Raw genomic sequence first — 25,434 nt, 5'->3', positions numbered from 1 at the left:
ATGTCCCAAGCTGATCTCGTGGTGCGCTCCGCGGCCCTGGCCGACAATCCCCAGGCAAGCGTGGACCTTTTCGTGGCCAAGGGGCGTGTCCTGGCCCTGGTACCCACCGGGTCCAGACCATTGCCTGAAAGCGCCAAGAGTGTTGACGCATCAGGCTTGCTCCTTTTGCCAGGCCTCACCGACGTGCATGTGCATCTTCGCGAACCTGGCCAGGAATGGAAGGAAACCATCGCCACCGGTCTGGCCGCAGCGGCCAAGGGCGGTTTCGTCAACGTGATGTGCATGGCCAACACCGACCCGGTCAACGACCAGGCTAGCATAACCGAGACAATGCTGGACAAGGCCGCGCGGTCTCATCCCAAGGGACCCCGCCTGTTTCCGGTGGGAGCCTTGACTGTGGGGCTTGAAGGCAAAACCCTGGCCCCCATGGAGGAGCTCAAGGCTGCCGGATGCAAGGCCTTTTCCAACGACGGCAGGCCCGTTGCGGACACCGAGCTTTTCCGGCGCGCGCTTGAGTACGCATCTGACCTGGGCATACCGGTCATCGACCATTGTGAGGACCCTCACCTGGCCCCTGCCTCCGGAATAAACGAAGGCGTAGTCAGCGCCCGCCTGGGACTCCGCGGTCATCCTTGCGCTGGCGAGGCCATACAGGTTGCCCGGGACTGCCTCCTGGCCGAATACTTGGGCGTGCCCATCCATCTTGCGCATATCTCCAGCAAAATGAGCGTGGACGTTATCCGCCAGGCCAAGGCCAAGGGTGCCCCAGTTACAGCTGAAACCTGCCCTCATTACCTGATATTAACGGACGAAGCCTGCGAGACCTACGACACCAACGCCAAGGTCAACCCTCCGTTGCGCACGCGCGAAGACCAGCGAGCCCTGCTGGCCGCGCTGGAGGATGGAACCATCGACGCCCTGGCCACAGACCACGCTCCCCATGCCGCCCACGAGAAGGAGACTCCTTTCGATGAGGCGCCAAACGGCATTTCAGGCCTGGAAACAGCCCTGTCAGTGACCTGGGGACTGGTGGCTCGCGGTGAGCTTTCAGCCAAAGCACTGGTTTCGGCCTGGTGCGTGCGCCCGGCCGAGATATTCGCCCTGCCCCTCAACCGTTTCCAGGAAGGCGACCCTGCTGATTTCATCCTTTTCGACCCTGCGGCCAGGTGGACCGTCACCGCCCAGTCGCTGGTATCCAAGGGCAAGAATACCCCCCTTCTCGGACGGGAGCTGACCGGTCTGGTCAAATCCGTCTACGTGGCCGGGAAAAACACGCTGCTTACTCGGGAGAGTTCATGAACCAGTCTTTCAAAGACGCGGTTGGCATTTGCAAGGCCATCATACGCAACGGCTACGACGCCTATGTGATAAACGCCAGGCTCCAGCAGACCTTCATGGAAAGAGGCACCCTCCAGGAAGTCGATATCTGCACGGATGCCGATTTCGAAGAGCTTCAGAAGCTTTTCCCCACCGTGGGCCCGGAACGTGGCGAAGCCTTCGCCCAATTGAAGGAAGGCGAATCTCTTCTGCACTTCTACCACACCGATACCGCCGAGGCCTCCCACCCTGAAGAATGTCTTGTCCGCCTGACCACTCGCCTGGCCAAGAAGCTCACCGAAACGGAAGAGCTGCCTCCCAACCTGGCTTGCCCTTATCTGCCTCGCACCGAGGACCCTCAGGACGGCTTCGCGGATTTCTCCTCAGGTGTCATCCGCTTCAAGGGCATCCAGGACCAGACCCTGCGCCAGGACTATCTCCGGGCCATCCGAGCCATGCGCTTCTCCGCAAACTTCGGCCTGCCCATCGGCCCGAACTCCTGGATGGCCATCCTGCGCGCCGGGCAACGGGTGCTGGACTATGTTCCGGTCTCGGACATCATGGACGAATGGCGCAAGGTGGAAGCTGAGAACATGCATGTGTTCGTCCGGCTTCTCTATGAAGCCATGATCCTGCACGGGCTCTTGCCTGAGATCGCGGCCCTGGCCCGCATAAAGCAGAAGAAGAATGATGTTGAAGAGGAATCCGTTTTCCAGCACACACTGGCAGTCATGCGGCACTACCCTGAAGAGCTGCCGTACGACTGGTTTGGAACCCTCTCCTGCCTTTTCCACGATGTGGGAAAGCTGCACACCGCCGAGATTGTCAACGGGCAGTGGAACTTCCACCAGCACCACCGGGTAGGTGCCAAGGTGACCCGCCGTCTCCTGGGCGGATTGCGCATGGCCCACGACGAAATAGATCTAGTCTGTCACCTGGTGCGCCACCATATGCGCTTCCACTTCATGCTCACGGACAAGGGCATCCGCCGCTTCAAGAGTTTGGACGAATACCCAAGGCTTATCGAACACGCCCGGGCGGACATCAAGGCGCGCGGAGGCAACTACAAGGAATTCAACCACAACATGAAGATGCTCGACCGCACCGAGGTGCGTGAGGAAGAGCTCGAACCCCTTCTTAACGGCAAGGAGATCATGACCATCCTGGGCATTCCTCCCGGTCCGGCCGTGGGTGTTATTCGCGACGCCCTGCTTCAGGCCCAGATCGCTGGCGACGTCCAGGGAGTCGAGCAGGCTGTTGATTTTGTCAAAAAGTACTCCGCCAGGGAGCAGCTGTCCGGATGAACCAGGGCGGTCCAAAGCCCAACCTGCTTGATCTCAGTTTTCATCAGTTGGAAGATTTGGTTGTCGGCCTTGGCGAGCCCCCTTTCAGGGCTCGCCAGGTCTGGCAATGGATTTGGCAGAAGGGGGCGGCCTCTCCTTCAGAGATGACCAACCTGTCCAAGACGCTCCGCGCCCGGCTGGCCGAGGCGTCTTCCATCAACCTGCCCCAGGTATCCACCCGGCTGGTGAGTTCGGACGGCACGGTAAAATTTCTTCTCGATCTCCCAGGCGGGGCCAGCATCGAGACGGTTCTCATTCCCGAAAAGACCCACTTCACCCAATGCCTGTCCACCCAGGCCGGATGCGCCATGGCATGCACTTTCTGCCGCACCGGGCAGATGGGCCTTCAGCGCAACCTCACCCCTGGTGAGATTCTGAGCCAGGTGCTGGTGGCCAAGGCATACCTGGCAGAGGCCGGGGCGAAGCTTTCCCTGCGCAACCTCGTGTTCATGGGCATGGGCGAACCCCTGCTAAACTACAACAATCTTCTGCAGGCCATCGAATCTCTGCTCCATCCCCAAGGCCTGGATTTCTCTTCGCGCCGCATAACCGTGTCCACTGTGGGCATATCCCCAGGGATACTGGAATTCGGGCGTTCAGGACTAGCCGCGCTGGCCGTGTCCCTACACGCCCCCACCCAGGAGCTGCGCGAAATGATCATGCCCAAGGCCGCCAAGGCCCTCCCACTTCCCAAGCTTTTGGAACTGCTCAAGCGGATTCCTCTCAAGCCCCGGGAGACCATCACCTTTGAATACGTGTTGCTGGGAGGTGTGAACGACTCACCCCAGCAGGCCAGGGAACTTGTCCGACTGCTCTCTCACATCAAGGGCAAGGTCAACCTGATAGCCTACAACGAGTCGCCTGGACTGCCGTACAAAACACCAGCCCCTGCCGACGTGGAAGCGTTTCAGAAAATTCTGTGGGACAAGGGGATCACCGTCACCCTGCGCAAGAGCAAGGGACGAGACATTTACGCTGCCTGCGGCCAATTGCTGGCAGCACATGAGCTTGATGGAGAGAATCGAGGCTCAGGCGGCCAAGGCTCTCCCCTGGGCCCGGCTTTAGGCTGATTCCCCGTACCCGCAAAGAGAGACGGGAAGGCAACTCTCGATCCTCTTTGCGCCCCGTAGGCAGCAATCGTATCAGAGAGGTTTTACAGCACTAAAAAGCATTCCCATGGTCACGGGGGAACTCTTGAACCCGCTTTCTCCGTGGCACTTGGATTGGGAAAACCCAGCCTTTCCAAGCATGTCCAGGAACGCCGTTCCCGGAATGGCTCCGCCCTTTCAGGTGAACCAGGAGGCCACCATGTCTTCGGCTGACATGGGCGCCGCCCCAATGAGCATCTGATCAGCTATCTGGAGTCGCCCGCCGGGTCTGAGCACCCGGAGGGCTTCAGCCAGAGCCTTGGCCTTATCGATCACCAGATTGTAGACGCCACTTGAGATGACCAGATCGTACGAGGAATCTTCGAGGGGCAGGGTTTCCGCGTTTCCATCCAGGAAAATCGCATTGTCGACTCCCGCCAAGCGGGCATTGTCCTGGGCTTTGGCCAGCATGGCCGAGGAACTCTCCACCCCCACAGCCTGCCCCCCGGGGCCAACCAAGCTCGCGGCAATAAGTGTGTCCACCCCGCACCCGCACCCGACATCTATCACCCGGAAACCAGGGCCGGGAATCCCCATGGCGAAGGGATTGCCCACTCCGCAGAAACACTCCTGCACCTGCTTCGGCAGGTGGGCATACCAGGAGTTGTCATACCCTAATCCTGCCAACCCGCTCACACCGGTCGGGTAGTTGAACTGCCCAGGTAGGCCTGCCGCCACTTTCTCGTATTTTTCGCGTATTGCGCCTGTGATTTGCGCCCGCTGCTCACGTGTTATATCCATAGGGGTGCTCTATCGTATAGGCATCGACCAATCAAGTTTCTTGATATGACAAAATAGCCTGACCAGGTTGCCTTTTTTCCGAAACACCTTAGCCTTACCGACACGGAACACAGAGGTGAAACATGAGTATTGACTCAGCCAAGGCATATATGAAGCGGATGCGAGAAGATCCCGAGTTTCGCCGCCGCGTGAATGAATGCGACGATCCGGCCGCCAACTGGGCCTATCTGAAGGAAATGGGATTCGAATTTACCGTACAGGAATTCAAAGAGGCGCAGAAGGAGGTTTACGAAGAACACGGAACCGACCAACTCCCCAAGAAGGAGTGAAGCCTGCCTGCCGGTCAGCTTAAGTCTTGTTCTGCCTGGCAGCGCGAATCATGACCAGGAGGTCAAACCGCCCCGGTTTGACCGGGCTCTCCTTTTTCCCTATTTTTAGGTGCTTGACCAATACGTGAAAAAGGACCCCGCCATGAGTGATACCGGCAAGGAACACCTGGACTTCATACGCAGCATCGTGGCCGAGGACATCCAAAGCGGGAAACACGCTGTTCCGCACACCCGCTTCCCCCCCGAGCCAAATGGCTATCTCCATGTGGGCCATGCCAAGTCCATTTGTCTTAATTTCGGCATCGCGGGGGAATTCGGCGGTTCCTGCAACCTCCGTTTCGACGACACGAACCCCACCAGAGAGGAACAGGAGTACGTGGACTCCATCCAGGCCGACGTCACTTGGCTTGGATTCTCGTGGGGCGACGGCATGTACTTCGCTTCGGACTATTTCGGGAAACTTTATGAATTCGCCGAGGTGCTGATCCAGAAGGGTCTGGCCTACGTGGACGACCAGACCGCCGAGCAGATCCGCGAGACCCGTGGCACCCTTACCGAACCGGGCAGCAACAGCCCTTACCGCGACCGCACGGTTGATGAGAATCTGCACCTCTTCCGGCGCATGAAAGCTGGTGAATTTCCCGACGGCTCGCGCGTTCTGAGAGCCAAGATCGACATGGCCTCGCCCAACATGGTCATGCGCGACCCGACCCTTTACCGCATCCGCCACGCCCACCACCACCGCACCGGTGACGAGTGGTGCATCTACCCCATGTACGACTTCACCCACTGCATTTCGGACTCCCTGGAGCACATCACGCACTCCATCTGCACCCTGGAGTTCGAGAACAATCGGGAACTCTACGACTGGGTGCTGGACAACCTCCCCGTACCCAGCCGCCCGCGCCAGTACGAGTTCGCCCGCTTGAACCTGACCTACGTGGTAGTCAGCAAACGCCGCTTGATTCAACTGGTGAGCGAAGGCCACGTGACTGGCTGGGACGACCCGCGCATGCCCACCATCCAGGGATTGCGCCGAAGGGGGTTCACTCCGGAATCCATCCGCATGTTTGCCGATCGCATTGGCGTTGCCCGCGCGGCCAACACCGTGGAAATCGAAATGCTGGAGGCCTGCCTGCGCGAGGATTTGAACGATCGCGCCCCGAGAGCACTGGCTGTTCTGCGCCCGGTTAAGGTGGTCATAACCAACTATCCCGAGGGCCAGGAGGAAATCTTCGAGTGCCCCAACCATCCCGAAAAGCCTGAATTGGGCACACGCCGCATCCCCTTCAGCCGCGAACTCTACATAGAGCAGGACGACTTCCGCGAAGTGCCCCCCAAGGGCTACCACAGGCTTTCGCCCGGCAAAGAGGTTCGGCTGCGCCACGCCTATTACATCACCTGCACGGACGTGGTGAAGGACCCGGCCACGGGTGAGGTGACGGAGATCCGCTGCACCTACGACCCGGCCACTAAGGGAGGCTGGTCCCAGGACGGGCGCAAGATCAAGGGAACCATCCACTGGGTGAGCGCTATGCACGCGGCCTGGGCCGAGGTGCGCCTCTACGACCGGCTCTTCACCAAGCCCGACCCCATGGACGTGGAAGACGGCAAGGATTTCAAGGACTACGTCAATCCCCACTCTCTGGAGGTGATCCGTAATTGCCCGGTGGAACCGAGCCTAACGGCCGCCAAGCCCGAGCAGTTCATCCAGTTTGAACGGCTGGGATACTTCGTGGCTGACCGGCGCGACCACGGGCCGGATCGGCTGGTGTTCAATAGAAGCGTTGGTCTGCGGGATTCCTGGGCCAAGCAGGAGAAGAAGGCCTAGATCCTGGCACGGACGCGAAGCGGTAGAGGGTGTCCAGAGGGCAAAGCCCTTTGGCCGCCGGAGGCGATCCCCGGATAAACATACGCCCAAACCGTTCCAACCGATCCTCCCTGGAGGCATCATGCTTTGGGACCGCCACGACCTGGACCGTTACGAGCGCTGGCTGGCTTCGCCGCCTGGGGCTTACGCTCTTGCGCAGGAGTGCCGGCTCTTTGAATGGCTCACATCGGCTTGGCCCAGACGCGGGCGTACACTTTTGGAGATCGGCTGCGGGCCGGGGTTTTTCCTTGAATTCTTCCACCGAGGCGGTTTCGACGTCACCGGCTTCGACAAGTCTCCTGTGATGCTCGAAGCGGCTCGGGAAAGGCTTGGCGGCAAGGCGGATTTCAACCTCGGCGACGCCCACCATCTGCCCTACGATACAGACAGCTACGACTACGTCACCCTGCTCACCTTGCTCGAATTCGTCGAGAACCCTCGGCAAGTGCTCATGGAAGCGGCCCGGGTAGCCCGGAAAGGGATCCTCGTAGGCTATGTGAACCGGTTTTCCCTCTACCGTCTCTCGGCCAAGCATCACAAACTCCTGAGCCAAGCCCGTTGGTTCATGCCCTGGTCCATGCGCTCCCTTGCCAGGTCGGCCATGGGTCTGCTCCCCATCCATGAAGGCTCCGTCCTGCCCGGTCCATACTGGACTTGGAGAACAGGATTTCCTCTCTGGGGTTTGGGGCGCCTGGTGCTACCCGTACCCATCGGGGCCTATTGCGCTTTTACTGCTGATCTTACCGCCGAACCGCCGCTCACCCCCATTGCGGCCTTCGCCGGAGCCCAGCCCACAAAGAGCTTTTGACAAGTCAAGGTGTTGAGACTAACAGGCCTCTTTTGCCGGGCGCTTGCGGCCCAAGGATCTCTCATGGAAAAAATCCAGAAAATCAAAGGATTCGCGGACCTTCTGCCCGCTCAGGCCCTGGCGTTCGAACACCTTGAACGCACCGCCAGGTCTGTTTTCACTCGCTATGGCTACAGGGAGGCCCGCCTTCCTGTGCTCGAACGTACGGAACTGTTCTCACGCTCCATCGGCGAGGAAACCGACGTGGTTTCCAAGGAAATGTACACCTTCCCGGACCGCAAGGGGCGTTCGCTGACCATGCGTCCCGAGGCCACGGCCGGGATGGTTCGCGCCTATGTGGAGAACGGCCTGCATGCCCAGGAGGAGATGACCAAGCTCTGGTGCGCCGGGCCGATGTTCCGCTACGAGCGGCCCCAGAAGGGACGGATGCGCCAGTTCCACCAGATCGACGTTGAGGCACTGGGGTCGGCTTCAGCCCACCTTGATGCTGAAATGCTCTTTATGCTGGCCCATTTCCTTACGGACCTGGGCATTGCCGATCTCAATTTCGAACTTAACTCACTGGGGTGTCCGGAGTGCCGCCCGGCATATCACGCGGCGCTCAACGATTACTTCCGGGGATTCGACGCGGGCCAGCTCTGTGAAGACTGCATGCGCCGCAAGCTGACCAACCCCCTGCGCGTGCTGGACTGCAAGGTGCCCGCATGCAAGGAGCTGACCCGCTCCGCTCCGCTCATTTCGGATTTCCAATGCGCTGACTGCAAGGATCATTTTGCTACGGTGACCGGGCTACTCGATGCCGGCGGACTTGGCTACACTCTGAATCCCCGCCTTGTACGCGGCCTGGATTACTACGTGCGCACCACCTTCGAGGTGACTTCCGGAAAGATCGGCTCGCAGTCCGCCGTGGCCGGGGGCGGGCGATATGACGGCCTGGTGCGCAACTTGGGGGGCCCTGACCTTCCTGGAGTTGGCTTTGCCTGCGGCATGGAGCGCCTGGCTTTGCTCTTGGGTGAACAGGCCCCAGTGCCTCTGGATTTTTACCTGGCTGTTCTCGGTGAAAAGGCCCTTGATGCCGGACTTCTTCTGGCCCAGACCCTGCGCGCAGCTGGGTATACCGGAGAGTGCGCTCTTGCTGCCAAGTCCGCCAAAAGCCAGATGCGCCAGGCAGGAAAAAGCGGAGCCCGCTATTGCCTCATTCTCGGTGAGTCCGAGCTTGAAGCCGGAACAGTTGTTGCCAAAAACATGAGCGCCGGGAGCCAGGATACTGTTTCCCAGGCATCATTGATCGAACATCTTCGCAAGTAACCATCGGAGCACACGCCTCATGGACCAGACTATGACCCCCGACGAGACCTCCCGCGCCACAGACCCTCTTGGAGATTGGCGCCGGACCCACAATTGCTGCCAGCTGACGGCCAAGGACATAGGCGCAGACATTTGCCTCATGGGCTGGGTGCAATTTCGCCGCGACCATGGAGGGCTCATCTTCGTGGACCTTCGCGACCGGGAGGGCTTGACCCAGGTGGTATTCAGCCCGGACCACGCACCTGAAGCCCACGAGCGTGCCCACGTGGTGCGCTCCGAGTATGTGCTGGCAATCAAGGGCACCGTACGCCCGCGTCCCGAGGGGATGGCCAACCCCAACATGGTTACCGGGGAAATTGAGGTTGTTGTAAACGACTGGAAGCTTTTGAACACCTCCAAGACTCCGCCCTTCACAATAGAAGACCGCATCGACGCGGGCGAAGCCCTTCGCCTGAAATACCGCTATCTGGACCTTCGCCGCCCCAAGCTGGCCCAGAATTTCATCTTGCGCTCCAAGGCAGCCCAAAGCGTGCGCCGCTATCTGGACCGCCTCGGCTTTCTGGAAGTGGAAACCCCCATGCTCACCAAGTCCACGCCAGAGGGGGCGCGCGACTTCCTGGTTCCAAGCCGGGTGAACCAGGGGCAGTTCTTCGCCCTGCCCCAGTCCCCGCAGCTTTTCAAGCAGCTGCTCATGGTGGCCGGGATGGAGCGCTACTACCAGATCGTCAAGTGTTTCCGCGACGAGGACCTTCGCGCTGACCGTCAGCCTGAATTCACCCAGATCGACATCGAAATGAGCTTCGTGGACGAGGAACAGGTCATGGACATGGCCGAGGGTATGGTCCGCACCTTGTTCCAGGAATGCCTGGACATCGCCCTTCCCAACCCGTTCCCGCGAATAACGTATGACGAAGCAATACGTGACTATGGCTTGGACAAGCCTGACCTCCGCTTCGGCTTGAAACTCACCGACGTGACCGACATCGTCCGGGGCTGCGAGCTCAGGGTGTTCGCCAAGGCCGAGCTCGTAAAAGGGCTCAAGGTTGAAGGCGGCGAGAGCATGTCTCGCAAGGAGATCGACGATCTTACCGAGTTCGTGAAGATTTACGGAGCTCAGGGCTTGGCCTGGATTAAAATCCGCGAGAACGAGTGGCAGTCCCCCATCGCCAAGTTTTTCTCCGATGAAGAGCGTAATGCCCTGGCAGAGCGCCTTGGTCTCAAGGTGGGCGACATAGTTTTCTTCCAGGCCGGTGCCGCGGATATGGTCAATGCCGCGCTGGGCAACCTGCGCGTTCAGCTGGGCGAACGCCTTGGCCTCATTGACGACAAGGTCTTCAAGCCCCTTTGGGTCACTGATTTTCCCTTGCTCGAATACGATCCAGAAGAGAAGCGCTGGGTTGCCAAGCACCACCCCTTCACCTCGCCCAAGGACGGCCACCTGGAGGTTCTTAAATCAGATCCCGCCAAAGCCTTGGCCCGCGCCTATGACCTTGTTCTCAACGGTAGCGAGATCGGGGGCGGCTCCATCAGGAACCATACCCTGGACAAGCAGTCCGCCATGTTTGAGGCTCTTGGCATCGACGCCAAAGAGGCCGAGGACAAGTTCAGCTTCCTCCTGAATGCCCTCCAGTTTGGCGCCCCGCCGCATGGCGGCATCGCCTTCGGATTGGACCGCCTGGTCATGCTTATGGCAGGAGCCAAGTCCATTCGCGACGTTATCGCATTCCCCAAAACCCAGAAGGCCACATGCCTTATGACCGAAGCCCCCAGCTTCGTGGCCACCAAGCAGCTGCGCGAACTGAGCATCAAGCTCAGGGAAAACGCGGTCAAGGATGAATCTTAGTCTATGCCTCGCGAAATACTTAAATACCCTAACCCCATTCTTTCCCAAAAGGCTCTTGAGATTGGGGAGATCACCCCAGAGATCAAGCAGCTTGCCCTTGATATGGCCGAGGCCATGTATGAGAAACGCGGCATTGGTTTGGCAGCGCCCCAGGTCGGTGAATGTTGCCGCCTGATCGCTGTGGATGTGTCCGGACCTGACGAGCGCACAGACCTCAGGTTTCTGGTCAATCCCGTCATTGTTTCCCGCGAGGGAGAAGTCGAGGATGAAGAAGGCTGCCTTTCCGTGGCTCAGTTCCGGGCCAAGGTGAAGCGCTCAGAGAAGGTCGTTGTCAAGGCCAAGGATCTTGACGGCAATCCGGTCGAGATCGCCGCTGACGATGTCATGGCTGTATGCCTTCAGCACGAGATCGACCACCTGGATGGCGTTCTCTTTATCGACCGGATCAGCCGCTTGAAGCGCGCCCTCTACGACAACAAGGTCAAGAAATGGCTCAAGGCCAGGAAGGCTGACGGTTGAGAATCGTCTTCATGGGTACCCCGGACTTCGCCGCAACCACGCTGGCGAGAGTTCTGGCTTCCAAGTCCCACGAAATCGTGGGGGTATACTCCCAGCCGGACCGGCCTTGCGGGCGCGGCCACAAGTGCACCCCGTCGCCGGTTAAGGTTCTTGCCTTGGAACACGGGCTGTCGGTGTTCCAACCGCTCAACTTCAAGGATCCGGCCGCTGTTGCCGAACTAGAGGATCTTAAGCCCGACGTTCTTCTCGTTGCTGCTTATGGGCTCATTCTGCCCAGCTCTGTTCTCGATATTCCGAAGCTTGGCCCCTGGAACGTGCATGCTTCTCTTCTTCCCAAATATCGGGGTGCTGCGCCCATACAGAGGGCAATACTCGACGGTGCTTTAGAAACCGGCATCACCATTATGCGCATGGAAACCGGCCTGGATACAGGGCCGATGCTTCTTAAGCGTTCCATTTCCATCGGTCCTGATGAAACCGCTGGGTCTGTTCACGACCGCCTATCAGAACTTGGCGGCCAACTCGCCTTGGAGGCGCTCTCGCTTTTGGAGCATGGACCGGTTACCCCTGAACCTCAGGTCGACTCTCAGGCAACTTACGCCGCCAAACTGACAAAGGATGATACCTTGATCCGATGGGACCAGACCGTCTTGGAAGTCCATAATCGGATACGCGCCATGTCCCCTAAACCAGGCGCCTTCTTTACCATGTCCATTCCTGGCGGAAATCTCCATATTCGGCTCCAGACGCTTCCTGGAGTCTATTCGCATGGCCTTCCCTCTGACACGCCTCCAGGGACAATCCTGGGGCTTTCTGGCGGGGCTCTTTGCATAGCCTGCGTCGATGGGGTCTATAGACTCTCTTCGATAAAGCCGTCCGGTAAAAATTTCATGGATGCATCGGCATTCTCTTGCGGGTATTTGAGCAAGCTCGACCCTGGGGCACCTCTCGTCTGCCCGCCACCTGATGATCTTATCAGTTCATAATTTTTTGTCCCAAGCCCTCAGGTTGCTTTTCATCGCAAACCGATTAGGTTGAACATAGAATGGAAATCGTCGAGTCCTCCAGAAAACGTCTATTTATAGGCCTCATCGCAGCCTCTTCGCTGGTGGTCTGCGCTGCTCTCACTTTGCTTTGGGTAGTCCCGACCATCGGCCTCGAGAACATCCATCCCTTGGCCTCCACCCTTTGGGGAGCAATTGTCGCTGCCATCATGATTCTTGTGGGCTGGGCCAGCCTTGGGCTTGCTCTTTCGGTAGCAGCTGGGCGCACTTTGCCTCTTACCAAACGTCTGCGCGGCGTTACCATCAAGCTCTTCCTTCCCCTGATGATCATACTTGCCCGCATCTTCGGTATTTCCAAGGAACGGGTTCGCAACTCCTTCATCAAGGTGAACAATGAACTCGTGCTTGGCGAAGGTCAGAATTTCAGGCCGCACGAAATCCTTTTGCTCTTGCCTCACTGCCTGCAGTCCAGCAGATGCTCCGTTCGACTCACGTACGATATCAATAACTGCAAGCGATGCGGCCTCTGCCCGGTAACCGGGTTGCTGGCACTGTCCGAAGCCTATGGCGTTCATATGGCAATCGCCACTGGCGGTACCATTGCCCGCAGAATCGTGGTCCAGAAGCGGCCTAAACTCATACTCGCGGTTGCCTGCGAAAGAGACCTCTCCAGCGGCATCCAGGACACCTATCCTCTTCCCGTCTTCGGTGTTCTGAACGACCGGCCGCATGGCCCATGCCTGGACACACATGTTCCTCTTGAACAGCTTGAGCATGCCTTGCGCCATTTTTTGCAGGTTGAAGCCGCACCTGTGGTAATTCTTCCCCGGCTGAACTCTACAGTCCAACTCCTTAAGTGACCTCTTCACCCTTTCCCATACCGCCCTCGCGCGCGGCAGCCCTGACGGCGATCGAAAACACTCTTCCTGTGAACGGTAAGCCTGGTCAGGATCTACAGGGGGCTTTGGACAACGCTCTTCGCTCTCTTGCTGATCCTCGCGACAAAGGACTCGCGACCGAGCTTGCCTACGGTTATTTTCGTCTTAAGGGTCGAATGGAGCACCTTGTTCGTGCTCATCTGGATAAGCCTGAAAAGACCAACCCTCTCATCGTTCGTATTCTCGCACTTGCTGCTTATGAACTTACCGTTCTTACCGGCATTCCTTCTTTCGCCAGTCTTTCTTGGGCTGTTGATGCGGTAAAAAGCCGCTTCGGGCAGACGCAGGCTAATGTGGCGAACGCCGTTCTTCGCCGTATTCAGGCACTTGGTGTAGAAGCTTCGCAGCAGTCATTTTTCGAGTCCTCCTCACACTCCAAATTGCAGGCAATTTGCGCCTGGTATTCATGCCCAGTGTGGCTGTATGAACTCTGGGCAAACGAATATGGAGAGCAGGAAGCAATAGAACTCATGGGGACCCAGCTCTTGCCCCCCATCAACGGCGTCCGGTTCAATTCGGCTCACCCTGAGTCCCAAACCTTTTTTGAGACCTTCACATTTGGCAGGAATACCATCTTTGATCAGTATCCCTGGGCTGGTTTTGCCCCAGGAGACACGAACCCTCTGCTGGTCGACGTAGTCAGGCTGGAAAGTGAAGGAGTGCTCAGTCGCCAATCCCCTGCAGTAGGCGACATCCTTCATCACCTTGGCTATCAGACCTGGCCTGGTCCCATCTGGGATGCCTGCTGCGGCAGGGGTGGCAAAACTATGGCCTTGTTGGAACGCAATGCTTCACGTGTGCTTGCTTCTGATCCCAACAGGCGTCGCCTGAAAGGGCTTGCAACGGAATCGGCTCGGCTTGGGTTAACTCGACCTTCCTTTTTTGCTGCTGATGCCTCTCGCCCTCCATTGAGCTCATATCAGGGCACTATTCTCTTAGATGCTCCTTGCTCAGGACTCGGCGTCCTTTCACGCCGACCCGACGCCAAATGGAAACGTACCAGGAAAGATATCGAGAATTTGGTAGTGATTCAAAGAGGCCTGCTCTCCTCTTGCGCCGCCCTTCTCAGACCTGGTGGTCGTCTCGTCTACATGACGTGCACCATGACCCCACAGGAGAATGAACAGCAGGACGCTTTTCTTCAATCTTTGGGTCTTACATGCGTAGAGATCGCCAAACCTCAATCAGGAGTGAGGCTGCGAGAGTTTTTCTGGGGAGGTGTTTGGGCTAAATAGGTTCGTAATACGGTTTGATGTCTCTTTTGAAATCAATGTCCTGAGATACTTCGCAAGTCTTTGATCCTGTCTTCCGTCATCTGAGCTTCCTGGACCTTTAGCGCATACGGTGCAAGCGTCTGATCCGTAACGGTCTTCATGGCCAGCTTGCCTTCAGCTTCCCGCCAGCGCATCCAGGCGTCCTGCGCTTCCTTTAATATCTTTACGAATTCTTTGTCCTCGGAATCAAGCAACGCTCCATATACCTCGGCAATCTCACGCTCAGCTGCGCGCAATCGTAACGTAGCGCACTCGTTCATTTCCTGCACCGTTCCCGGACGATCGCAATTTTGTGCGGTTGCGGGACTGCTGAGCATCATGAGGTTCAGAACCGCTGCCGCAAACACCATTCTAATCATCAAGCTCACCTGGCTTGTTTCGCATTCCAGTATTCAGATATGCCCTGAGCCTCTCAAGGTGGTCGTTGTTATCAGCCAACTCCATGTACCTTCGAACGAAATCCTCAATTTTCTCTTCAGGGATGATATATTCGCCGTTTGGCCCCCTGCGCACGTACTGAAATTGTTCTGATATACTGTCGTCCGAGCAGCAGCCCTTTCCTTTCGTCCTGCACGGGCTCATATTATGTCCTCCTGCTTTTTAATTCTTATCTTCTCGACTACTTTCTCATAATAGCCTTTTTGTTCTAGTTCCAATTGCCTTTTCCCATTGCGACTCATTCTGAACTCGATTACTGTGAGTTTGAGCATCTTCCTCACATTTTTACGTTCTTCCGGGTTGTGCGCCAGCATGTTTTCCAATGACGTGATTTTTTCCGGATCGATGGCATTAGACCCATCGTCCAGGTACCCTCCATTTTTCAGAAGCGTATATGCCATTCTGAGGTCCGGCGGGATGTTCGCTTCTGCATACACATCAAGCGGTTTCCCTTTGCATGGAAGGTCGTCAAAAACCCCTTGTTTCATGGCTTCGCGGATTCGTTGTTCCGCTATCAGGGTAATGGCTTCTATCACTTTAAATTTCTCGCCTGACCTGCTTCGCCTGCCACCGCCATAACCCACGCACCCACTTCCGCGCTAATACCCGAGAGGGCATTGGCGCATGCTTCGGCAATGGACTGTGCGTCCAATTTATTTATCTGCTGCTTGCTGGCAAACTCTCTTGCTCCTACCAAGCTCACATTTTTTCCATCCCAGAGCTGGCAATTTATTGAGACGTTCATCGTCAAATTCTGTTCTTGCACTTCAAAAGCAGATACCGTTCCTGTCAAACTGTATGCCGCCTCGGTGGTGGAACGAGTTGGCCACGCCGCAGCCAGCATAGGCGTGCAATTAAGGGCACTCGCCATCGATTGCTCGAACATCTTTGCGGGTGTTGCCTCCCAATACCAACGCAGGCTCGGGTTTGACACCCGCCCCCTCGCCAGCATCACCGCCTGCCTGTCCAATGCGTCTGCGGATTTGAACGGCCGTACCGCCACGACGGTGGCGGTCTTGCTCGGACTGATCACTCCCCCGCAGTCTCCTCCGCTGCTCACTTTGAGATATTCTTCAACCGGGCCCGGTTTGCCCAGGCACCCCCCTAGCGCGACTAAAGAAAGACCCAGGGCCAGTATTAACTTCATGGCTTGCGCTCCCGCGGTTGGCTGATAACTTCCCAGGGCCGTTCTCGAAGCCTTGCGGCCAGATGTTTCAGATCCGAACTCAGATGTTCCACATTGGCTAGAATGTCCTCCAACTGGGCTTGGTCATACCTGACGGCCTTGTGGACCGTATCTGTCAGGACTCCCACCTGCTTCACCTCACTGCGTATATCGCTCAAAGTCGTCTCCAGCTCCTTTTTAACAACATCAACCGCTTGCTCCATTCCTCTCAAAGTGCGCGAGGCGGTTTCCGCAGCCTCCTTGCCACTTATTGCTAGACCGGTAAAATCCGCTCTGATTTGGCTAGCGGTTTTTCTTAAATCTTCCACCATTGCTGGAGCTTTCGAAAGGAGTTCTCCAATTTTCGCTGAATTCTCACCGGTCAGCACCTGCTCCAGGCTTGCCGCAATACGCTCCAACCTGGGCCTCAAGTCCACAAGGATCTCTCCGGCGAGTCCTGCTAATTGAGAAATGTCCACTGTCTCAATGGACGCAATGTAACTATTAGGAGGCAACGGATCGCCCAAATCACCCTGCGGGTCGAGAAAAACGTAATAATCACCCACGAGCCCCTTCTGGGCAATCCGGGCCATAACTCCTTGGCGGATTTCAACTGTGTTGTTCAGGCCAACCACCACTCTGATCATTCTTGGATCATCCTCATCTACTCCGATGGAGATTATCCGCCCGACATCCAGTCCGCCGTATTTCACCGGGCGGCCAGCAGACAGATCCTTCACGCTTTTAAAGCGAATATTGTAATAGGTCAGGTTTTCCCAGAAGCGATACCCCCCCAGGACAACCACAAACGTCCCCAGTACGGCCAGACAGACAGCCAGAGCAACACTGGCTTTGATCGTGTCTTTTACGTGTGCGTTTTTGGAGAACACCTGGACCTCATTAATTACGATATGTAATACGTTTTATATGTGTATTGCCCGTGAAGGACGACGATTGAGGAATTGCTTCAGAAAGTCATCCTCGGTCTCTTTCAAATCTTCAGGCTTTCCTTGAAAAACCGCCTTTCCCTTATTCAAAACCACCACATGATCAGCTATCGTGAATACACTTTGAAGATCGTGCGATACAACAATTATCGTCATTTCAAACGCTTCTTTTAGCTCGAGGATTAACTGATCGAGATCTGCGGCCGTTATCGGGTCTAGTCCAGATGTCGGTTCGTCACAGAGAAGAATTCTCGGATCAAGAGCCAGAGCTCGGGCCAACCCCGCTCTCTTACGCATCCCCCCCGACAGTTGATTTGGGAAGAAATCCATGAATGGTTCAAGCCCAACCAGAGACAACTTCAGCCGCACAACCGTCTCAATTATTTCCTCATCCAAGCTCGTATGCTCTCGAAGCGGCAGAGCGATGTTCTCACACAGGGGTAATGAACCCAACAGCGCACCATCCTGGAACAGAACGCCCATTCGCTTTCGGATTTCCCTTAAGTCATCACCTTTAAGGGCATACAGATCTGAATCACCAAGCCAAATTCTACCCGAAGTTGGAGTGAGAAGCCCGAGGATGGTCTTCAGTAAAGTTGACTTCCCCCCCCCTGACCCCCCCAAAATAACGCTGATTTTTCCTGCAGGCAGCGTGGCTGTTATATTTTGCAATACGGCCAAGGTGGCATACCCAAGCGATATGTTCTCAAGGCGTATATCTGGAGCCTGGTGTGTTTTGGTCCAGCTAAGAGTCATCGTATTATCTGGAAATGTAGGTCAGTGCAGTGAAAAAAAGATCGAGAAGCACGATGAGGAAGATGGATTGAACCACAGACCGGGTCGTTCTATGTCCAACGTCCAACGCTCCCTCCCGCGCCAGATATCCCTGCCAGCACCCTATGAGGGTTATGGCCAAGCCGAAGGCCAGGCTCTTTATCAATCCTGAAAAGAGAATACGCAACGTTATGAAACTTGCGGTTTGTTCGTAATAGGTTTGGGCCGTTATCCCGAGCGCCATTACTGAAAATATCCCTCCAGACAACACCCCGGTGAAATCTGCCCAAAGAGTAAGCATGGGTGCCATAAGAACCATGGCCAGACATTTGGGCCAGACAAGATAACGAACCGAGTCAAGCCCCATGACCTCCAACGCGTCAATCTCTTCTGAAATTTTCATAGTCGCAATTTCAGCAGTGAAGGCAGCGCCTGCTCTACCGGAGAGAATCAATGCTGTAAGCAAAGGGCCCAGTTCAGCGACGATACTGATTCCAACAAGATTGGCAACATATGAAAGCGCGCCAACTTTCTCGAGTTGCGCTGCGGCCTGGAGTGCCAGAATCACCCCTGTGCAGGCTGCAATGGTGCTGACTATGGGCAGTGAATCTGCGCCTACCCAGGCGAAATGCCGCCAGGTTTGCCAGCTCATGTATGGTTTTTTGGAAAATGGTCGGCGTAAACAGCCGAGAAGACGGTTGACCAGCCAGATGAATTGATCGAATTCGCTGGCCACTGTGAATCCTTAAATCCCGAATAATTCGCCGATCTGAGTCAAGGTGAAAAGCTTGTTCACTTGTGCTGACACAGCCACTATGCGTATGTTTCTATTGAAATTTTTCAGATATTTACGAACTTCGATGAGCACGGCAAGACCTGAGCTGTCTATGTAGGATAGATTTGAAAGATCGAGCTGCATATCGCCTGCGAACGAACTTGAAAACTCTCTAAGCCACTGACGAACATCCTGGGAGTTGGTAAAATCGACTTCACCCTGGAGAGTTGCCAAGCCTGTTTCCGGGCTGCCTTTTGCTGTCCAGGCTGTGCTTTGCTCATCCGCCATATACAGTTACCTCATTCAATGTTGAGCCAACTTTCAATTTTCGGGAGCGAGATTTTTCGAACAGCTTCTTGAAGACTTTCCGGCGTAGCTGCGGCTGTACCTACCTGACCAACTACAATTCCAGCGGCATAGTTTGCCAGAACACTCGCTTCCACCAAGCTGAGCCCTGCTCCCAGAGCGAGTGCAAGAACTGAAATAACCGTATCTCCAGCTCCTGTAACATCAAACACGCTCTGGGCCACAGTCGGCACGTGATACACTTTTCCAGGTTTTTCGAAGACCGCCATCCCATCTGCTCCCAAGGTAATGCACACATGGCTGCAACGCAGCTGCTTGAACAGGGCATGGCCCGCCTTGATTACCGCATCCTTCCCCTTGGCTTGAATTCCGGTAATTTCGCCCGCCTCCTTGGCATTGGGCGTGAGGACGTCCATTCCGGCGTACAAACCGGCATTGATTACCTTTGGGTCCACAAGAACTACTATGGGCTTGTCTGAAGAGGTTTTCAATTCGTGGATTGTATCCAGCAAAGCCTTGCAGACAACACCTTTGCCGTAATCAGACAATACTATGACGGTGTGCTGGCGTGACACTTTTCGAACGATGCTTTCAAGAGCTTCGAGGCTTTGCCCCTGCAGTTGCCGGACCTCTTCCCGATCAACCCTGATCATCTGTTGATTGCGTGCGATAATCCTGGTTTTGATGGTAGTCATCCTGCTCTTTTCGACTACGAGATTACCGCGCAACCCCTCCTTGGCCAAAAGATCCTGCAAAACCTTCCCTGGATCATCCGCACCAATAACGCTTATGATTTCCGGGTCTCCACCCAATGCCGCAATGTTTCGGGCCACGTTACCCGCACCGCCAAGCAAGTGCCTTTCCTTGTCTACGCGCACTACAGGAACCGGAGCCTCAGGAGAGATTCGTTCGGCATCCCCTGAAAGATAATGGTCAAGCATTACGTCCCCGATCACTAAAACAGGAACGTTTGCGAGGCGATCTATCATCGCGGATAAAAGAGATTTATCCAGCGCCTTAGGCATCATCAACGCCCCATGCCTCCACAAGCGCCTTTAATTCCTCTGAGGTTGCATATGAAAATGTGACCTTGCCGCGAGACTCATCTCCGCCAATTTTGACGTTGGTTTTGAATTTCTCACGCAATTTACTCATCAAATGAGTCATTTCTGTTGGCAGAGGAGTTTTAGTTCTCTTACCAGGTTTCGGGCTATGGGCCTGCAAATTTCCGTGCGGGAGATCTCCATGCTCTTTCCAGTGGCTGGCCATGTCCTCGACCTCTCGTACTGACAGACCCAAATCCACCACCCTCTTCCACAATTTGTCTTGGATACCTTCATCCGCGATGGAAAGCAGAGCCCGGGCATGGCCAGCCGAGATTTCGTCCTTAAAGAGGCTCTGCTGGATGTGCTCAGGTAACTGTAGGAGGCGCAGACTATTCGCCACAGATGATCTGCTTTTCCCAACTTTTTGTGCGAGGGCTTCCTGATTCATGCCAAACACATTGGACAGTTGATCAAGACCCTTGGCCTCTTCCAACGCATTCAAATTCTCTCTTTGCAAATTTTCAATGAGAGCGAGCGCAAGGCTTTGTTCGTCGGTAACATCGCGTAAAATCGCTGGAATTTCGCTCAAGCCAGCCAATTTGCTCGCCCGAAGCCGCCTTTCTCCTGCTACGAGCTCATACTGTCCACGTCCAGTCGAACTCTCCCGCACCAGAATTGGCTGCAGCACGCCCTGCTCTTTGATTGAGCTGGCAAGGTCTGCCAATGCCTGCGGATCGAATTCGAGACGTGGCTGCCTAGGATTCGGGTGAACATTCTCCAGTTGCACGAGGAGAACCTCAGGGTTTTCACTGCCAACAGATATGCCTTTGAGCAGGACATCCAGCCCTCGCCCTAAACCTTTCGCTCCAGCCATACCTAAATCCTCCTGGCCGCTCCAGTCGCAGCTTGACATCAGTCTTGAACTCCTTACCCTCTAGCACCGCAAGAAAGCAACCGCCAGCATTTGGCTCACCTGTTCATTAGGAGGTTTTAGCCACCGTGTTTACCGATCATTTTCTTCCCTTGTACGACCAGGAAAAAAGATTCATTGGCGTTTTCCTAAGCCCTGCCCTGTGGGCAAAGGCCGAACCAATCATTTCTCCAGCAATTGACAGAGCGCTTGAGGAGCTCGATCCTTCACTTAAGAAAGAATCCGCAGAACCAATGAATGATTGGGAAGCTCTCGCTCAATTCTGGGACTTTCAATATCCCTTGCCCAAAGATGTCTCTTGCGACCAGTGCGGAAACGAAACACCAGACTGGATGCAGGACACACCCAGAAAATTCAAACTTCGCTCGGCTACTATCGGAGGTTTGGTGAACTTTGAATGCCAAACCTGCAACGCCCGAATATTGAAAAAGCACTTTAAGAAACATGTTGATGTTGAGTGTCGTCCTTTCATCAAAAAATAAAAGGCAGGAGCCAACAGCTCCTGCCTTCCAATTAATGAATCATAACCCTAACTAAGCTGGCACGCGGCAAACGACCTCTCTGGCCAATCCGAGATATGCCTCTGCCCCCTTCGACTTTACATCATAGGCTATCACAGACAACCCGTGGCTCGGAGCTTCAGAGACCCTCACATTTCTCGGGATGATGGTCTCGAAGTGATGCTTAGGGAAACACTTTCGAATCTCACGCTTCACATGCCTGTTCAGCTTGTTCCGCCCATCGTACATGGTCATGACGACACCCAAAAGATGCAGCCGCCCATTGAACCGCCGCCGGACCAGCTCAAACGTCTTGAGAAGCTGTGCGACACCTTCAAGGGCATAATACTCGCACTGGAGAGGCACCAACAGCTCGGTAGCTGCGCACAGGGCATTGAGAGTAACTAGGCCGAGAGATGGGGGGCAATCCAAGAGAATAAAATCATATTTTTCACCAAGCACACCAACTACGTCTTTTAAAAAGCTCTCCCGCCCCTGCTTATCAACAAGCTCGATGTCCGCCGCCACCAGATCTGACGTAGAGGGCAATACGTGTAGATACGGAAAAGACGTCTCATACACCGCATCCCATGCTTTCTGCGGCTCATACAAAACGGAGTAGAGATTTTCCAGGACCTTTTCGGGGTAGATGCCAACGCCGCTTGAAGCATTGGCTTGCGGATCGCAATCAATCAGAAGAGTTTTTTTTTCCATCACAGCCAAGGAGGCGGCCAGATTCACTGCCGTTGTGGTTTTACCCACCCCCCCTTTCTGGTTGGCAATAACGATGCATCGGGCCATAGAAGCAGACCCTCCGGGTTTCGGGATTGTTTCACGTGAAACAATCTTAAGATTTGTAGGTGCGATGGCAATAGTCCTGGGCGTCTTGCAAAGAGTCGATCAGGCGAATGGCATCCTCGAGCTTGCCCTTTTTAACGGTTTGCAAAAGCTGATTTGCCAAATGAGCGAAGTCTTCGGCCTCGCCAGCCCAGACATCATCGGCCTGAACGTGGAGCTGTGTAGAAAGGCGGGCAAATTGATTAACAAGTTTCTCATCAGGAATTTGTCCGTCTTGAGCAGCTTCAAGAATCACCTTGAAAGAATCATCAAGAGCGCGTTTTAAGGCGAGGAAATCCATCTCCAGGTACCTACGTGGGATTAATGATGTGAGAAATTTACTGGCTTTAGTAAGGAAGCCTCGACCTGGTGTCAAGGGTATCAGGCATTGTAATATTCTTTATACCAGGAAACAAAGTTCTTGATGCCAATTTCAATAGGCATTGATGGCTGAAAACCAACATCACGTACAAGGTCATCAATGTCTGCATAAGTAGCTGGCACGTCACCTGGTTGCATGGGCAACATAATCTTGTGCGCTTTCTTTCCTAAAGCATTTTCTAACGCTTCGATATACGTGGTCAGTTCTACCGACTTATTGTTCCCAATATTATACAACCGGTACGGGCAGAGGCTGGTGCCTGGATCAGGAGAATGGCCTGACCAGTCATGGTTGGGCTCAGGAATCTTGAGAGAGGCGCGAAAAACGCCTTCAGCAATATCATCAATATACGTGAAGTCTCGGCGCATTTTCCCATGGTTGAAAACCTGGATGGGGCGGTTTTCAAGTATAGCCTTAGTGAACAAAAATAAAGCCATGTCAGGCCGTCCCCATGGTCCATACACGGTAAAAAAACGTAGCCCGGTGGTAGGAAGAGCATATAAATGGCTATAGGCATGCGCCATCAGTTCGTTAGACTTTTTTGAAGCGGCATAAAGGCTGATGGGATGATCGACATTCGAATGAATAGAGAAAGGCATGTCAGTGTTTAAACCATAAACGGAACTTGAAGAGGCATAGACCAAATGCTGGATTTTATTCTGCCTGCAGCATTCAAGAAGATTAGCAAACCCTACGATGTTGGACTGAATATACGCATTCGGGTTTTCGAGACTGTAGCGTACTCCAGCCTGAGCAGCCATGTTTATAACATGAGTGAAGTCGTTGTTTGCGAAAAGAGATTCCAGAGAATCACGATCAGAAAGATCAATTTTTACAAAAGTAAAATGATCAAATTTCTGGAGAAGGCGAAGACGGTCTTTTTTTAAGGCTACAGAGTAATAATCGTTTAAATTGTCGATGCCGATTACTGTGTATCCCTTCTCAAGAAGTTTTTTGCACAGGTGAAACCCAATAAAACCGGCAGCACCGGTTACAAGAAATTTCATGAAGCGCCTCTGAAATGAGCCTTATGCGAGATTAAAAAGAAGGAAAACCTGAAGAATGTGGATAAAAAATAAGTAGAGTCCATAGTCTTTGTCAAGCTGAGGTAGATCACGTTGCGTTTAGTAAGGAAGGCCGCAGATTGAGAGAAAATGATTCCAGGTCGTCTGAAGAAAAACTGCATAATGTTTCGGGTGATGGAGCAGCTACAACGCGAACATGGGAAAGATCCTTTGCTGAAGAGTGGACTAAAGCACGTATCTTTTCAGCAAAACAATCGTCTCCGAAAATAATAAGGGAGGTGGGAACATGCGATAATATAAGCTCAAAAAAATGTTCGACATGGGTAGTTAGATTGTTTTCAGCAGGCAAGGTATAAGGGAAAAAACCGATAAAACCTTTGGGGAGATCCATATAGCGGATCATGGAACGCCAAAGATCGCCGCGGGCACGGCTGGCATTACCTGTAAGATCAAAAATTAGATCACTGTAGGACCAAATGGATCGAGCTGTAATAGGAAGTTTAGAAAGAAAATCGAACCACGGAGATACAGAAAGAAGAGTATCACGAGGAAGTTCTGGAACAGATGAAAGTACAGATCTGATACCGGCGTGATAAAGAACACGCAGATGTTCGCTCAGACCAAAAGATGGGTCATCCACTCAAGAAGTCTCCAAGCCACTTCGCATTTTGATAATGTGGGCCATTGTTCAGAACGGCCAAAAGAGTCGACAACAAAAACTTGATTTGTGTGCGATCCGAAACCGCTACCGCTTGAAACAATAGAGTTAGCAACCATGACATCGCAATTTTTATCTTTAAGCTTCTGCGCGGCATAGGAAGCGAGATCAGAAGTTTCAGCACAAAAGCCTAAAAGTTTTTGATGAACTGTCTTGGATTCACCAAGAGTGCGAAGGATGTCGGGATTTGCTGTGAAATCTATCTGAAAGTTATTTTGTTTAAGAGAAGATTTTTTAAACTTTTCATTGCCTTGATACACCGGAGAAAAATCAGATACTGCGGCGGTCATAAGAGCGATGTCTTGGGAGCTCCAGAGGTCGACACAGGCGCTAAACATCTCCCGAGCAGTCTGAACAGGTATCAAACGAATAGAATCAGGAAACCAGAGATTCACCGGGCCGTGAACAACTGTGACATTGGCGCCTCGAAGCCAGGCGGCAATTGCCAAGGCAGCTCCCATGATGCCGGTGGATGGGTTGGACCAATACCGCGCAGGGTCGAAATATTCACGAGTAGGGCCAAGACTAACCAAGACTTTGGTGCCAGCCATATCCTGTGCAGTAAGCAACCGCAAAACGTGGGCAGTTATATCAGGAAGCGAAGCCAGCCTCCCCTTCCCTATTTCGCCACAAGCCATCATGCCGCTGGCAGGTTCGAGCACGGTCAAGTCATGTGAGCGAAGAGTATCTACATTGGATTGGGTCGCTTTTGCGTCCCATAAGCGCGGGTTCATGGCAGGCGCTAAAAGCACTGGCCCAGAAAAAGCCAAGGCTTGAGTAGACAGAATCTCATCAGCGATACCATGGGCTAATTTAGCCATAATGTTGGCCGTTGCAGGAGCAATAACCAGACATCGGGCTTCCTGAGCAGGTTCGAGATGTCCAAAAGCACTGTCCGCACCGCCCCACATGTTTGCATACACGTGTTCAGCCCCGAGAGCTTCGAACGAAAGGGGGGTAACAAACTGGGTAGCGGCTTTGGTTAGGGTGACTCCAACAACCAACTCAAGCTCATGAAAAATCCGTAAGAGCTCAAGAGCCTTGTAAGCCGCAATGCTCCCGGTTACTCCCAATTGAACGCGGGAGCCGTGGTGTATGGGAAACTTCAAATGTGATGGCAGCATGGGTCAATCATGCGCGAGGTAAGC

The 25,434-nt window shown here is 54.4% G+C and carries 29 protein-coding genes; 13 read left to right on the top strand and 16 right to left on the bottom strand.

Annotated features, from left to right (window positions below; genetic code table 11):
* The 3 genes from HY795_17250 to rlmN are packed head-to-tail and all read left to right on the top strand — an operon-like array spanning position 1 to position 3,730.
* Positions 1-1,299: a dihydroorotase gene (locus tag HY795_17250; protein ID MBI4806967.1), complete on the top strand. Its 1,299-nt coding sequence runs from the start codon at positions 1-3 to the stop codon at positions 1,297-1,299.
* Positions 1,296-2,621: an HD domain-containing protein gene (locus tag HY795_17245; GenBank protein ID MBI4806966.1), complete on the top strand. Its 1,326-nt coding sequence runs from the start codon at positions 1,296-1,298 to the stop codon at positions 2,619-2,621. Before HY795_17250 ends, HY795_17245 begins: the two co-directional genes overlap by 4 nt.
* Complete coding sequence (rlmN, locus tag HY795_17240) at positions 2,618-3,730, top strand: 23S rRNA (adenine(2503)-C(2))-methyltransferase RlmN (protein ID MBI4806965.1); 1,113 nt, start codon at positions 2,618-2,620, stop codon at positions 3,728-3,730. Before HY795_17245 ends, rlmN begins: the two co-directional genes overlap by 4 nt.
* 216 nt (positions 3,731-3,946) lie before the next feature.
* On the opposite strand, the gene HY795_17235 is transcribed toward rlmN, so the two are convergent.
* Positions 3,947-4,549: a methyltransferase domain-containing protein gene (locus HY795_17235; GenBank protein MBI4806964.1), complete on the bottom strand. Its 603-nt coding sequence runs from the start codon at positions 4,547-4,549 to the stop codon at positions 3,947-3,949.
* 122 nt (positions 4,550-4,671) lie between these two features.
* Here HY795_17235 and HY795_17230 point away from each other — a divergent pair, with 122 nt between their 5' ends.
* The 9 genes from HY795_17230 (at position 4,672) to HY795_17190 (ending at position 14,403) form a co-directional block, all read left to right on the top strand.
* Complete coding sequence (locus HY795_17230; GenBank protein ID MBI4806963.1) at positions 4,672-4,878, top strand: Nif11-like leader peptide family natural product precursor; 207 nt, start codon at positions 4,672-4,674, stop codon at positions 4,876-4,878.
* 142 nt (positions 4,879-5,020) lie between these two features.
* The gene (locus HY795_17225; GenBank protein ID MBI4806962.1) at positions 5,021-6,709 is read left to right on the top strand and encodes a glutamine--tRNA ligase/YqeY domain fusion protein; all 1,689 of its coding nucleotides are present in this window, start codon (positions 5,021-5,023) and stop codon (positions 6,707-6,709) included.
* 121 nt (positions 6,710-6,830) lie between these two features.
* The gene (locus tag HY795_17220; protein ID MBI4806961.1) at positions 6,831-7,556 is read left to right on the top strand and encodes a methyltransferase domain-containing protein; all 726 of its coding nucleotides are present in this window, start codon (positions 6,831-6,833) and stop codon (positions 7,554-7,556) included.
* Between the two features lie 63 nt (positions 7,557-7,619).
* Positions 7,620-8,864, top strand: coding sequence for a histidine--tRNA ligase (locus tag HY795_17215; protein MBI4806960.1), 1,245 nt, complete (start codon positions 7,620-7,622; stop codon positions 8,862-8,864).
* Positions 8,865-8,883: 19 nt separating this feature from the next.
* Positions 8,884-10,707, top strand: coding sequence for an aspartate--tRNA ligase (aspS, locus tag HY795_17210; protein ID MBI4806959.1), 1,824 nt, complete (start codon positions 8,884-8,886; stop codon positions 10,705-10,707).
* A 3-nt stretch (positions 10,708-10,710) separates the two neighbouring features.
* Positions 10,711-11,226: a peptide deformylase gene (gene def / locus HY795_17205; GenBank protein ID MBI4806958.1), complete on the top strand. Its 516-nt coding sequence runs from the start codon at positions 10,711-10,713 to the stop codon at positions 11,224-11,226.
* Positions 11,227-11,237: 11 nt separating this feature from the next.
* Positions 11,238-12,212: a methionyl-tRNA formyltransferase gene (locus HY795_17200; protein ID MBI4806957.1), complete on the top strand. Its 975-nt coding sequence runs from the start codon at positions 11,238-11,240 to the stop codon at positions 12,210-12,212.
* A gap of 59 nt (positions 12,213-12,271) precedes the next feature.
* Positions 12,272-13,090 (top strand): DUF116 domain-containing protein, encoded by an 819-nt coding sequence (locus HY795_17195; GenBank protein MBI4806956.1) that lies wholly within the window; start codon positions 12,272-12,274, stop codon positions 13,088-13,090.
* 68 nt (positions 13,091-13,158) lie between these two features.
* Entirely contained in the window at positions 13,159-14,403 is a 1,245-nt protein-coding gene (locus HY795_17190; protein MBI4806955.1) for an Fmu (Sun) domain-containing protein, read from the top strand.
* Positions 14,404-14,435: 32 nt separating this feature from the next.
* Here HY795_17190 and HY795_17185 read toward each other — a convergent pair whose 3' ends face one another.
* From HY795_17185 to HY795_17140, 10 genes are all read right to left on the bottom strand, one after another.
* Entirely contained in the window at positions 14,436-14,801 is a 366-nt protein-coding gene (locus HY795_17185; GenBank protein MBI4806954.1) for a DUF1311 domain-containing protein, read from the bottom strand.
* The gene (locus HY795_17180; GenBank protein ID MBI4806953.1) at positions 14,794-15,024 is read right to left on the bottom strand and encodes a hypothetical protein; all 231 of its coding nucleotides are present in this window, start codon (positions 15,022-15,024) and stop codon (positions 14,794-14,796) included. Before HY795_17180 ends, HY795_17185 begins: the two co-directional genes overlap by 8 nt.
* Positions 15,021-15,416, bottom strand: a complete 396-nt coding sequence (locus HY795_17175) for a DUF1992 domain-containing protein (protein MBI4806952.1) — start codon at positions 15,414-15,416, stop codon at positions 15,021-15,023. The genes HY795_17180 and HY795_17175 overlap by 4 nt, the downstream gene beginning before the upstream one ends.
* Complete coding sequence (locus tag HY795_17170) at positions 15,413-16,027, bottom strand: membrane integrity-associated transporter subunit PqiC (protein MBI4806951.1); 615 nt, start codon at positions 16,025-16,027, stop codon at positions 15,413-15,415. The genes HY795_17175 and HY795_17170 overlap by 4 nt, the downstream gene beginning before the upstream one ends.
* A complete protein-coding gene (locus HY795_17165; protein MBI4806950.1) occupies positions 16,024-16,935 on the bottom strand; it encodes an MCE family protein in 912 nt (303 codons plus the stop codon). The genes HY795_17170 and HY795_17165 overlap by 4 nt, the downstream gene beginning before the upstream one ends.
* 33 nt (positions 16,936-16,968) lie before the next feature.
* On the bottom strand, positions 16,969-17,748 hold the full coding sequence (locus HY795_17160; GenBank protein MBI4806949.1) for an ABC transporter ATP-binding protein: 780 nt from the start codon (positions 17,746-17,748) through the stop codon (positions 16,969-16,971).
* Positions 17,749-17,752: 4 nt separating this feature from the next.
* Entirely contained in the window at positions 17,753-18,418 is a 666-nt protein-coding gene (locus HY795_17155) for an ABC transporter permease (GenBank protein MBI4806948.1), read from the bottom strand.
* Between the two features lie 93 nt (positions 18,419-18,511).
* Positions 18,512-18,829 (bottom strand): STAS domain-containing protein, encoded by a 318-nt coding sequence (locus tag HY795_17150; GenBank protein MBI4806947.1) that lies wholly within the window; start codon positions 18,827-18,829, stop codon positions 18,512-18,514.
* Between the two features lie 11 nt (positions 18,830-18,840).
* The gene (gene rfaE1, locus HY795_17145) at positions 18,841-19,875 is read right to left on the bottom strand and encodes a D-glycero-beta-D-manno-heptose-7-phosphate kinase (protein MBI4806946.1); all 1,035 of its coding nucleotides are present in this window, start codon (positions 19,873-19,875) and stop codon (positions 18,841-18,843) included.
* Positions 19,865-20,767 carry a ParB/RepB/Spo0J family partition protein gene (locus tag HY795_17140; GenBank protein ID MBI4806945.1) on the bottom strand — a complete coding sequence of 301 codons (903 nt, stop codon included), beginning with the start codon at positions 20,765-20,767 and terminating at the stop codon, positions 19,865-19,867. Before HY795_17140 ends, rfaE1 begins: the two co-directional genes overlap by 11 nt.
* Before the next feature lie 125 nt (positions 20,768-20,892).
* Here HY795_17140 and HY795_17135 point away from each other — a divergent pair, with 125 nt between their 5' ends.
* Complete coding sequence (locus HY795_17135) at positions 20,893-21,306, top strand: hypothetical protein (GenBank protein MBI4806944.1); 414 nt, start codon at positions 20,893-20,895, stop codon at positions 21,304-21,306.
* A 51-nt stretch (positions 21,307-21,357) separates the two neighbouring features.
* Here the strand turns inward: HY795_17135 and HY795_17130 are convergent, their stop codons facing one another.
* The 5 genes from HY795_17130 to coaBC form a co-directional block, all read right to left on the bottom strand.
* The gene (locus tag HY795_17130; GenBank protein ID MBI4806943.1) at positions 21,358-22,125 is read right to left on the bottom strand and encodes a ParA family protein; all 768 of its coding nucleotides are present in this window, start codon (positions 22,123-22,125) and stop codon (positions 21,358-21,360) included.
* 46 nt (positions 22,126-22,171) lie between these two features.
* A complete protein-coding gene (locus HY795_17125) occupies positions 22,172-22,462 on the bottom strand; it encodes a GAK system XXXCH domain-containing protein (protein ID MBI4806942.1) in 291 nt (96 codons plus the stop codon).
* An 80-nt stretch (positions 22,463-22,542) separates the two neighbouring features.
* The gene (locus HY795_17120) at positions 22,543-23,550 is read right to left on the bottom strand and encodes an NAD-dependent epimerase (GenBank protein ID MBI4806941.1); all 1,008 of its coding nucleotides are present in this window, start codon (positions 23,548-23,550) and stop codon (positions 22,543-22,545) included.
* 106 nt (positions 23,551-23,656) lie between these two features.
* Complete coding sequence (locus HY795_17115; protein MBI4806940.1) at positions 23,657-24,208, bottom strand: hypothetical protein; 552 nt, start codon at positions 24,206-24,208, stop codon at positions 23,657-23,659.
* Entirely contained in the window at positions 24,184-25,410 is a 1,227-nt protein-coding gene (gene coaBC / locus HY795_17110) for a bifunctional phosphopantothenoylcysteine decarboxylase/phosphopantothenate--cysteine ligase CoaBC (protein MBI4806939.1), read from the bottom strand. Before coaBC ends, HY795_17115 begins: the two co-directional genes overlap by 25 nt.
* Positions 25,411-25,434 lie beyond the last annotated feature (24 nt).

This window comes from Desulfovibrio sp. (genome assembly GCA_016208105.1).
GTDB lineage: Bacteria > Desulfobacterota > Desulfovibrionia > Desulfovibrionales > Desulfovibrionaceae > Fundidesulfovibrio.
The sequence above is the reverse complement of the archived record's forward strand: the minus strand, read 5'-3'. Positions and strand labels throughout refer to the sequence as shown.

Bases quoted from the DNA above. Each gene is read 5' to 3' on its own strand.
- HY795_17250 (MBI4806967.1), top strand. From the start codon at position 1: ATGTCCCAAGCTGATCTCGTGGTGCGCTCCGCGGCCCTGGCCGACAAT.
- HY795_17245 (MBI4806966.1), top strand. From the start codon at position 1,296: ATGAACCAGTCTTTCAAAGACGCGGTTGGCATTTGCAAGGCCATCATA.
- rlmN (MBI4806965.1), top strand. From the start codon at position 2,618: ATGAACCAGGGCGGTCCAAAGCCCAACCTGCTTGATCTCAGTTTTCAT.
- HY795_17235 (MBI4806964.1), bottom strand. From the start codon at position 4,549: ATGGATATAACACGTGAGCAGCGGGCGCAAATCACAGGCGCAATACGC.
- HY795_17230 (MBI4806963.1), top strand. From the start codon at position 4,672: ATGAGTATTGACTCAGCCAAGGCATATATGAAGCGGATGCGAGAAGAT.
- HY795_17225 (MBI4806962.1), top strand. From the start codon at position 5,021: ATGAGTGATACCGGCAAGGAACACCTGGACTTCATACGCAGCATCGTG.
- HY795_17220 (MBI4806961.1), top strand. From the start codon at position 6,831: ATGCTTTGGGACCGCCACGACCTGGACCGTTACGAGCGCTGGCTGGCT.
- HY795_17215 (MBI4806960.1), top strand. From the start codon at position 7,620: ATGGAAAAAATCCAGAAAATCAAAGGATTCGCGGACCTTCTGCCCGCT.
- aspS (MBI4806959.1), top strand. From the start codon at position 8,884: ATGGACCAGACTATGACCCCCGACGAGACCTCCCGCGCCACAGACCCT.
- def (MBI4806958.1), top strand. From the start codon at position 10,711: ATGCCTCGCGAAATACTTAAATACCCTAACCCCATTCTTTCCCAAAAG.
- HY795_17200 (MBI4806957.1), top strand. From the start codon at position 11,238: ATGGGTACCCCGGACTTCGCCGCAACCACGCTGGCGAGAGTTCTGGCT.
- HY795_17195 (MBI4806956.1), top strand. From the start codon at position 12,272: ATGGAAATCGTCGAGTCCTCCAGAAAACGTCTATTTATAGGCCTCATC.
- HY795_17185 (MBI4806954.1), bottom strand. From the start codon at position 14,801: ATGATTAGAATGGTGTTTGCGGCAGCGGTTCTGAACCTCATGATGCTC.
- HY795_17180 (MBI4806953.1), bottom strand. From the start codon at position 15,024: ATGAGCCCGTGCAGGACGAAAGGAAAGGGCTGCTGCTCGGACGACAGT.
- HY795_17170 (MBI4806951.1), bottom strand. From the start codon at position 16,027: ATGAAGTTAATACTGGCCCTGGGTCTTTCTTTAGTCGCGCTAGGGGGG.
- HY795_17160 (MBI4806949.1), bottom strand. From the start codon at position 17,748: ATGACTCTTAGCTGGACCAAAACACACCAGGCTCCAGATATACGCCTT.
- HY795_17155 (MBI4806948.1), bottom strand. From the start codon at position 18,418: ATGAGCTGGCAAACCTGGCGGCATTTCGCCTGGGTAGGCGCAGATTCA.
- HY795_17150 (MBI4806947.1), bottom strand. From the start codon at position 18,829: ATGGCGGATGAGCAAAGCACAGCCTGGACAGCAAAAGGCAGCCCGGAA.
- rfaE1 (MBI4806946.1), bottom strand. From the start codon at position 19,875: ATGATGCCTAAGGCGCTGGATAAATCTCTTTTATCCGCGATGATAGAT.
- HY795_17140 (MBI4806945.1), bottom strand. From the start codon at position 20,767: ATGGCTGGAGCGAAAGGTTTAGGGCGAGGGCTGGATGTCCTGCTCAAA.
- HY795_17130 (MBI4806943.1), bottom strand. From the start codon at position 22,125: ATGGCCCGATGCATCGTTATTGCCAACCAGAAAGGGGGGGTGGGTAAA.
- HY795_17125 (MBI4806942.1), bottom strand. From the start codon at position 22,462: ATGGATTTCCTCGCCTTAAAACGCGCTCTTGATGATTCTTTCAAGGTG.
- HY795_17120 (MBI4806941.1), bottom strand. From the start codon at position 23,550: ATGAAATTTCTTGTAACCGGTGCTGCCGGTTTTATTGGGTTTCACCTG.
- coaBC (MBI4806939.1), bottom strand. From the start codon at position 25,410: ATGCTGCCATCACATTTGAAGTTTCCCATACACCACGGCTCCCGCGTT.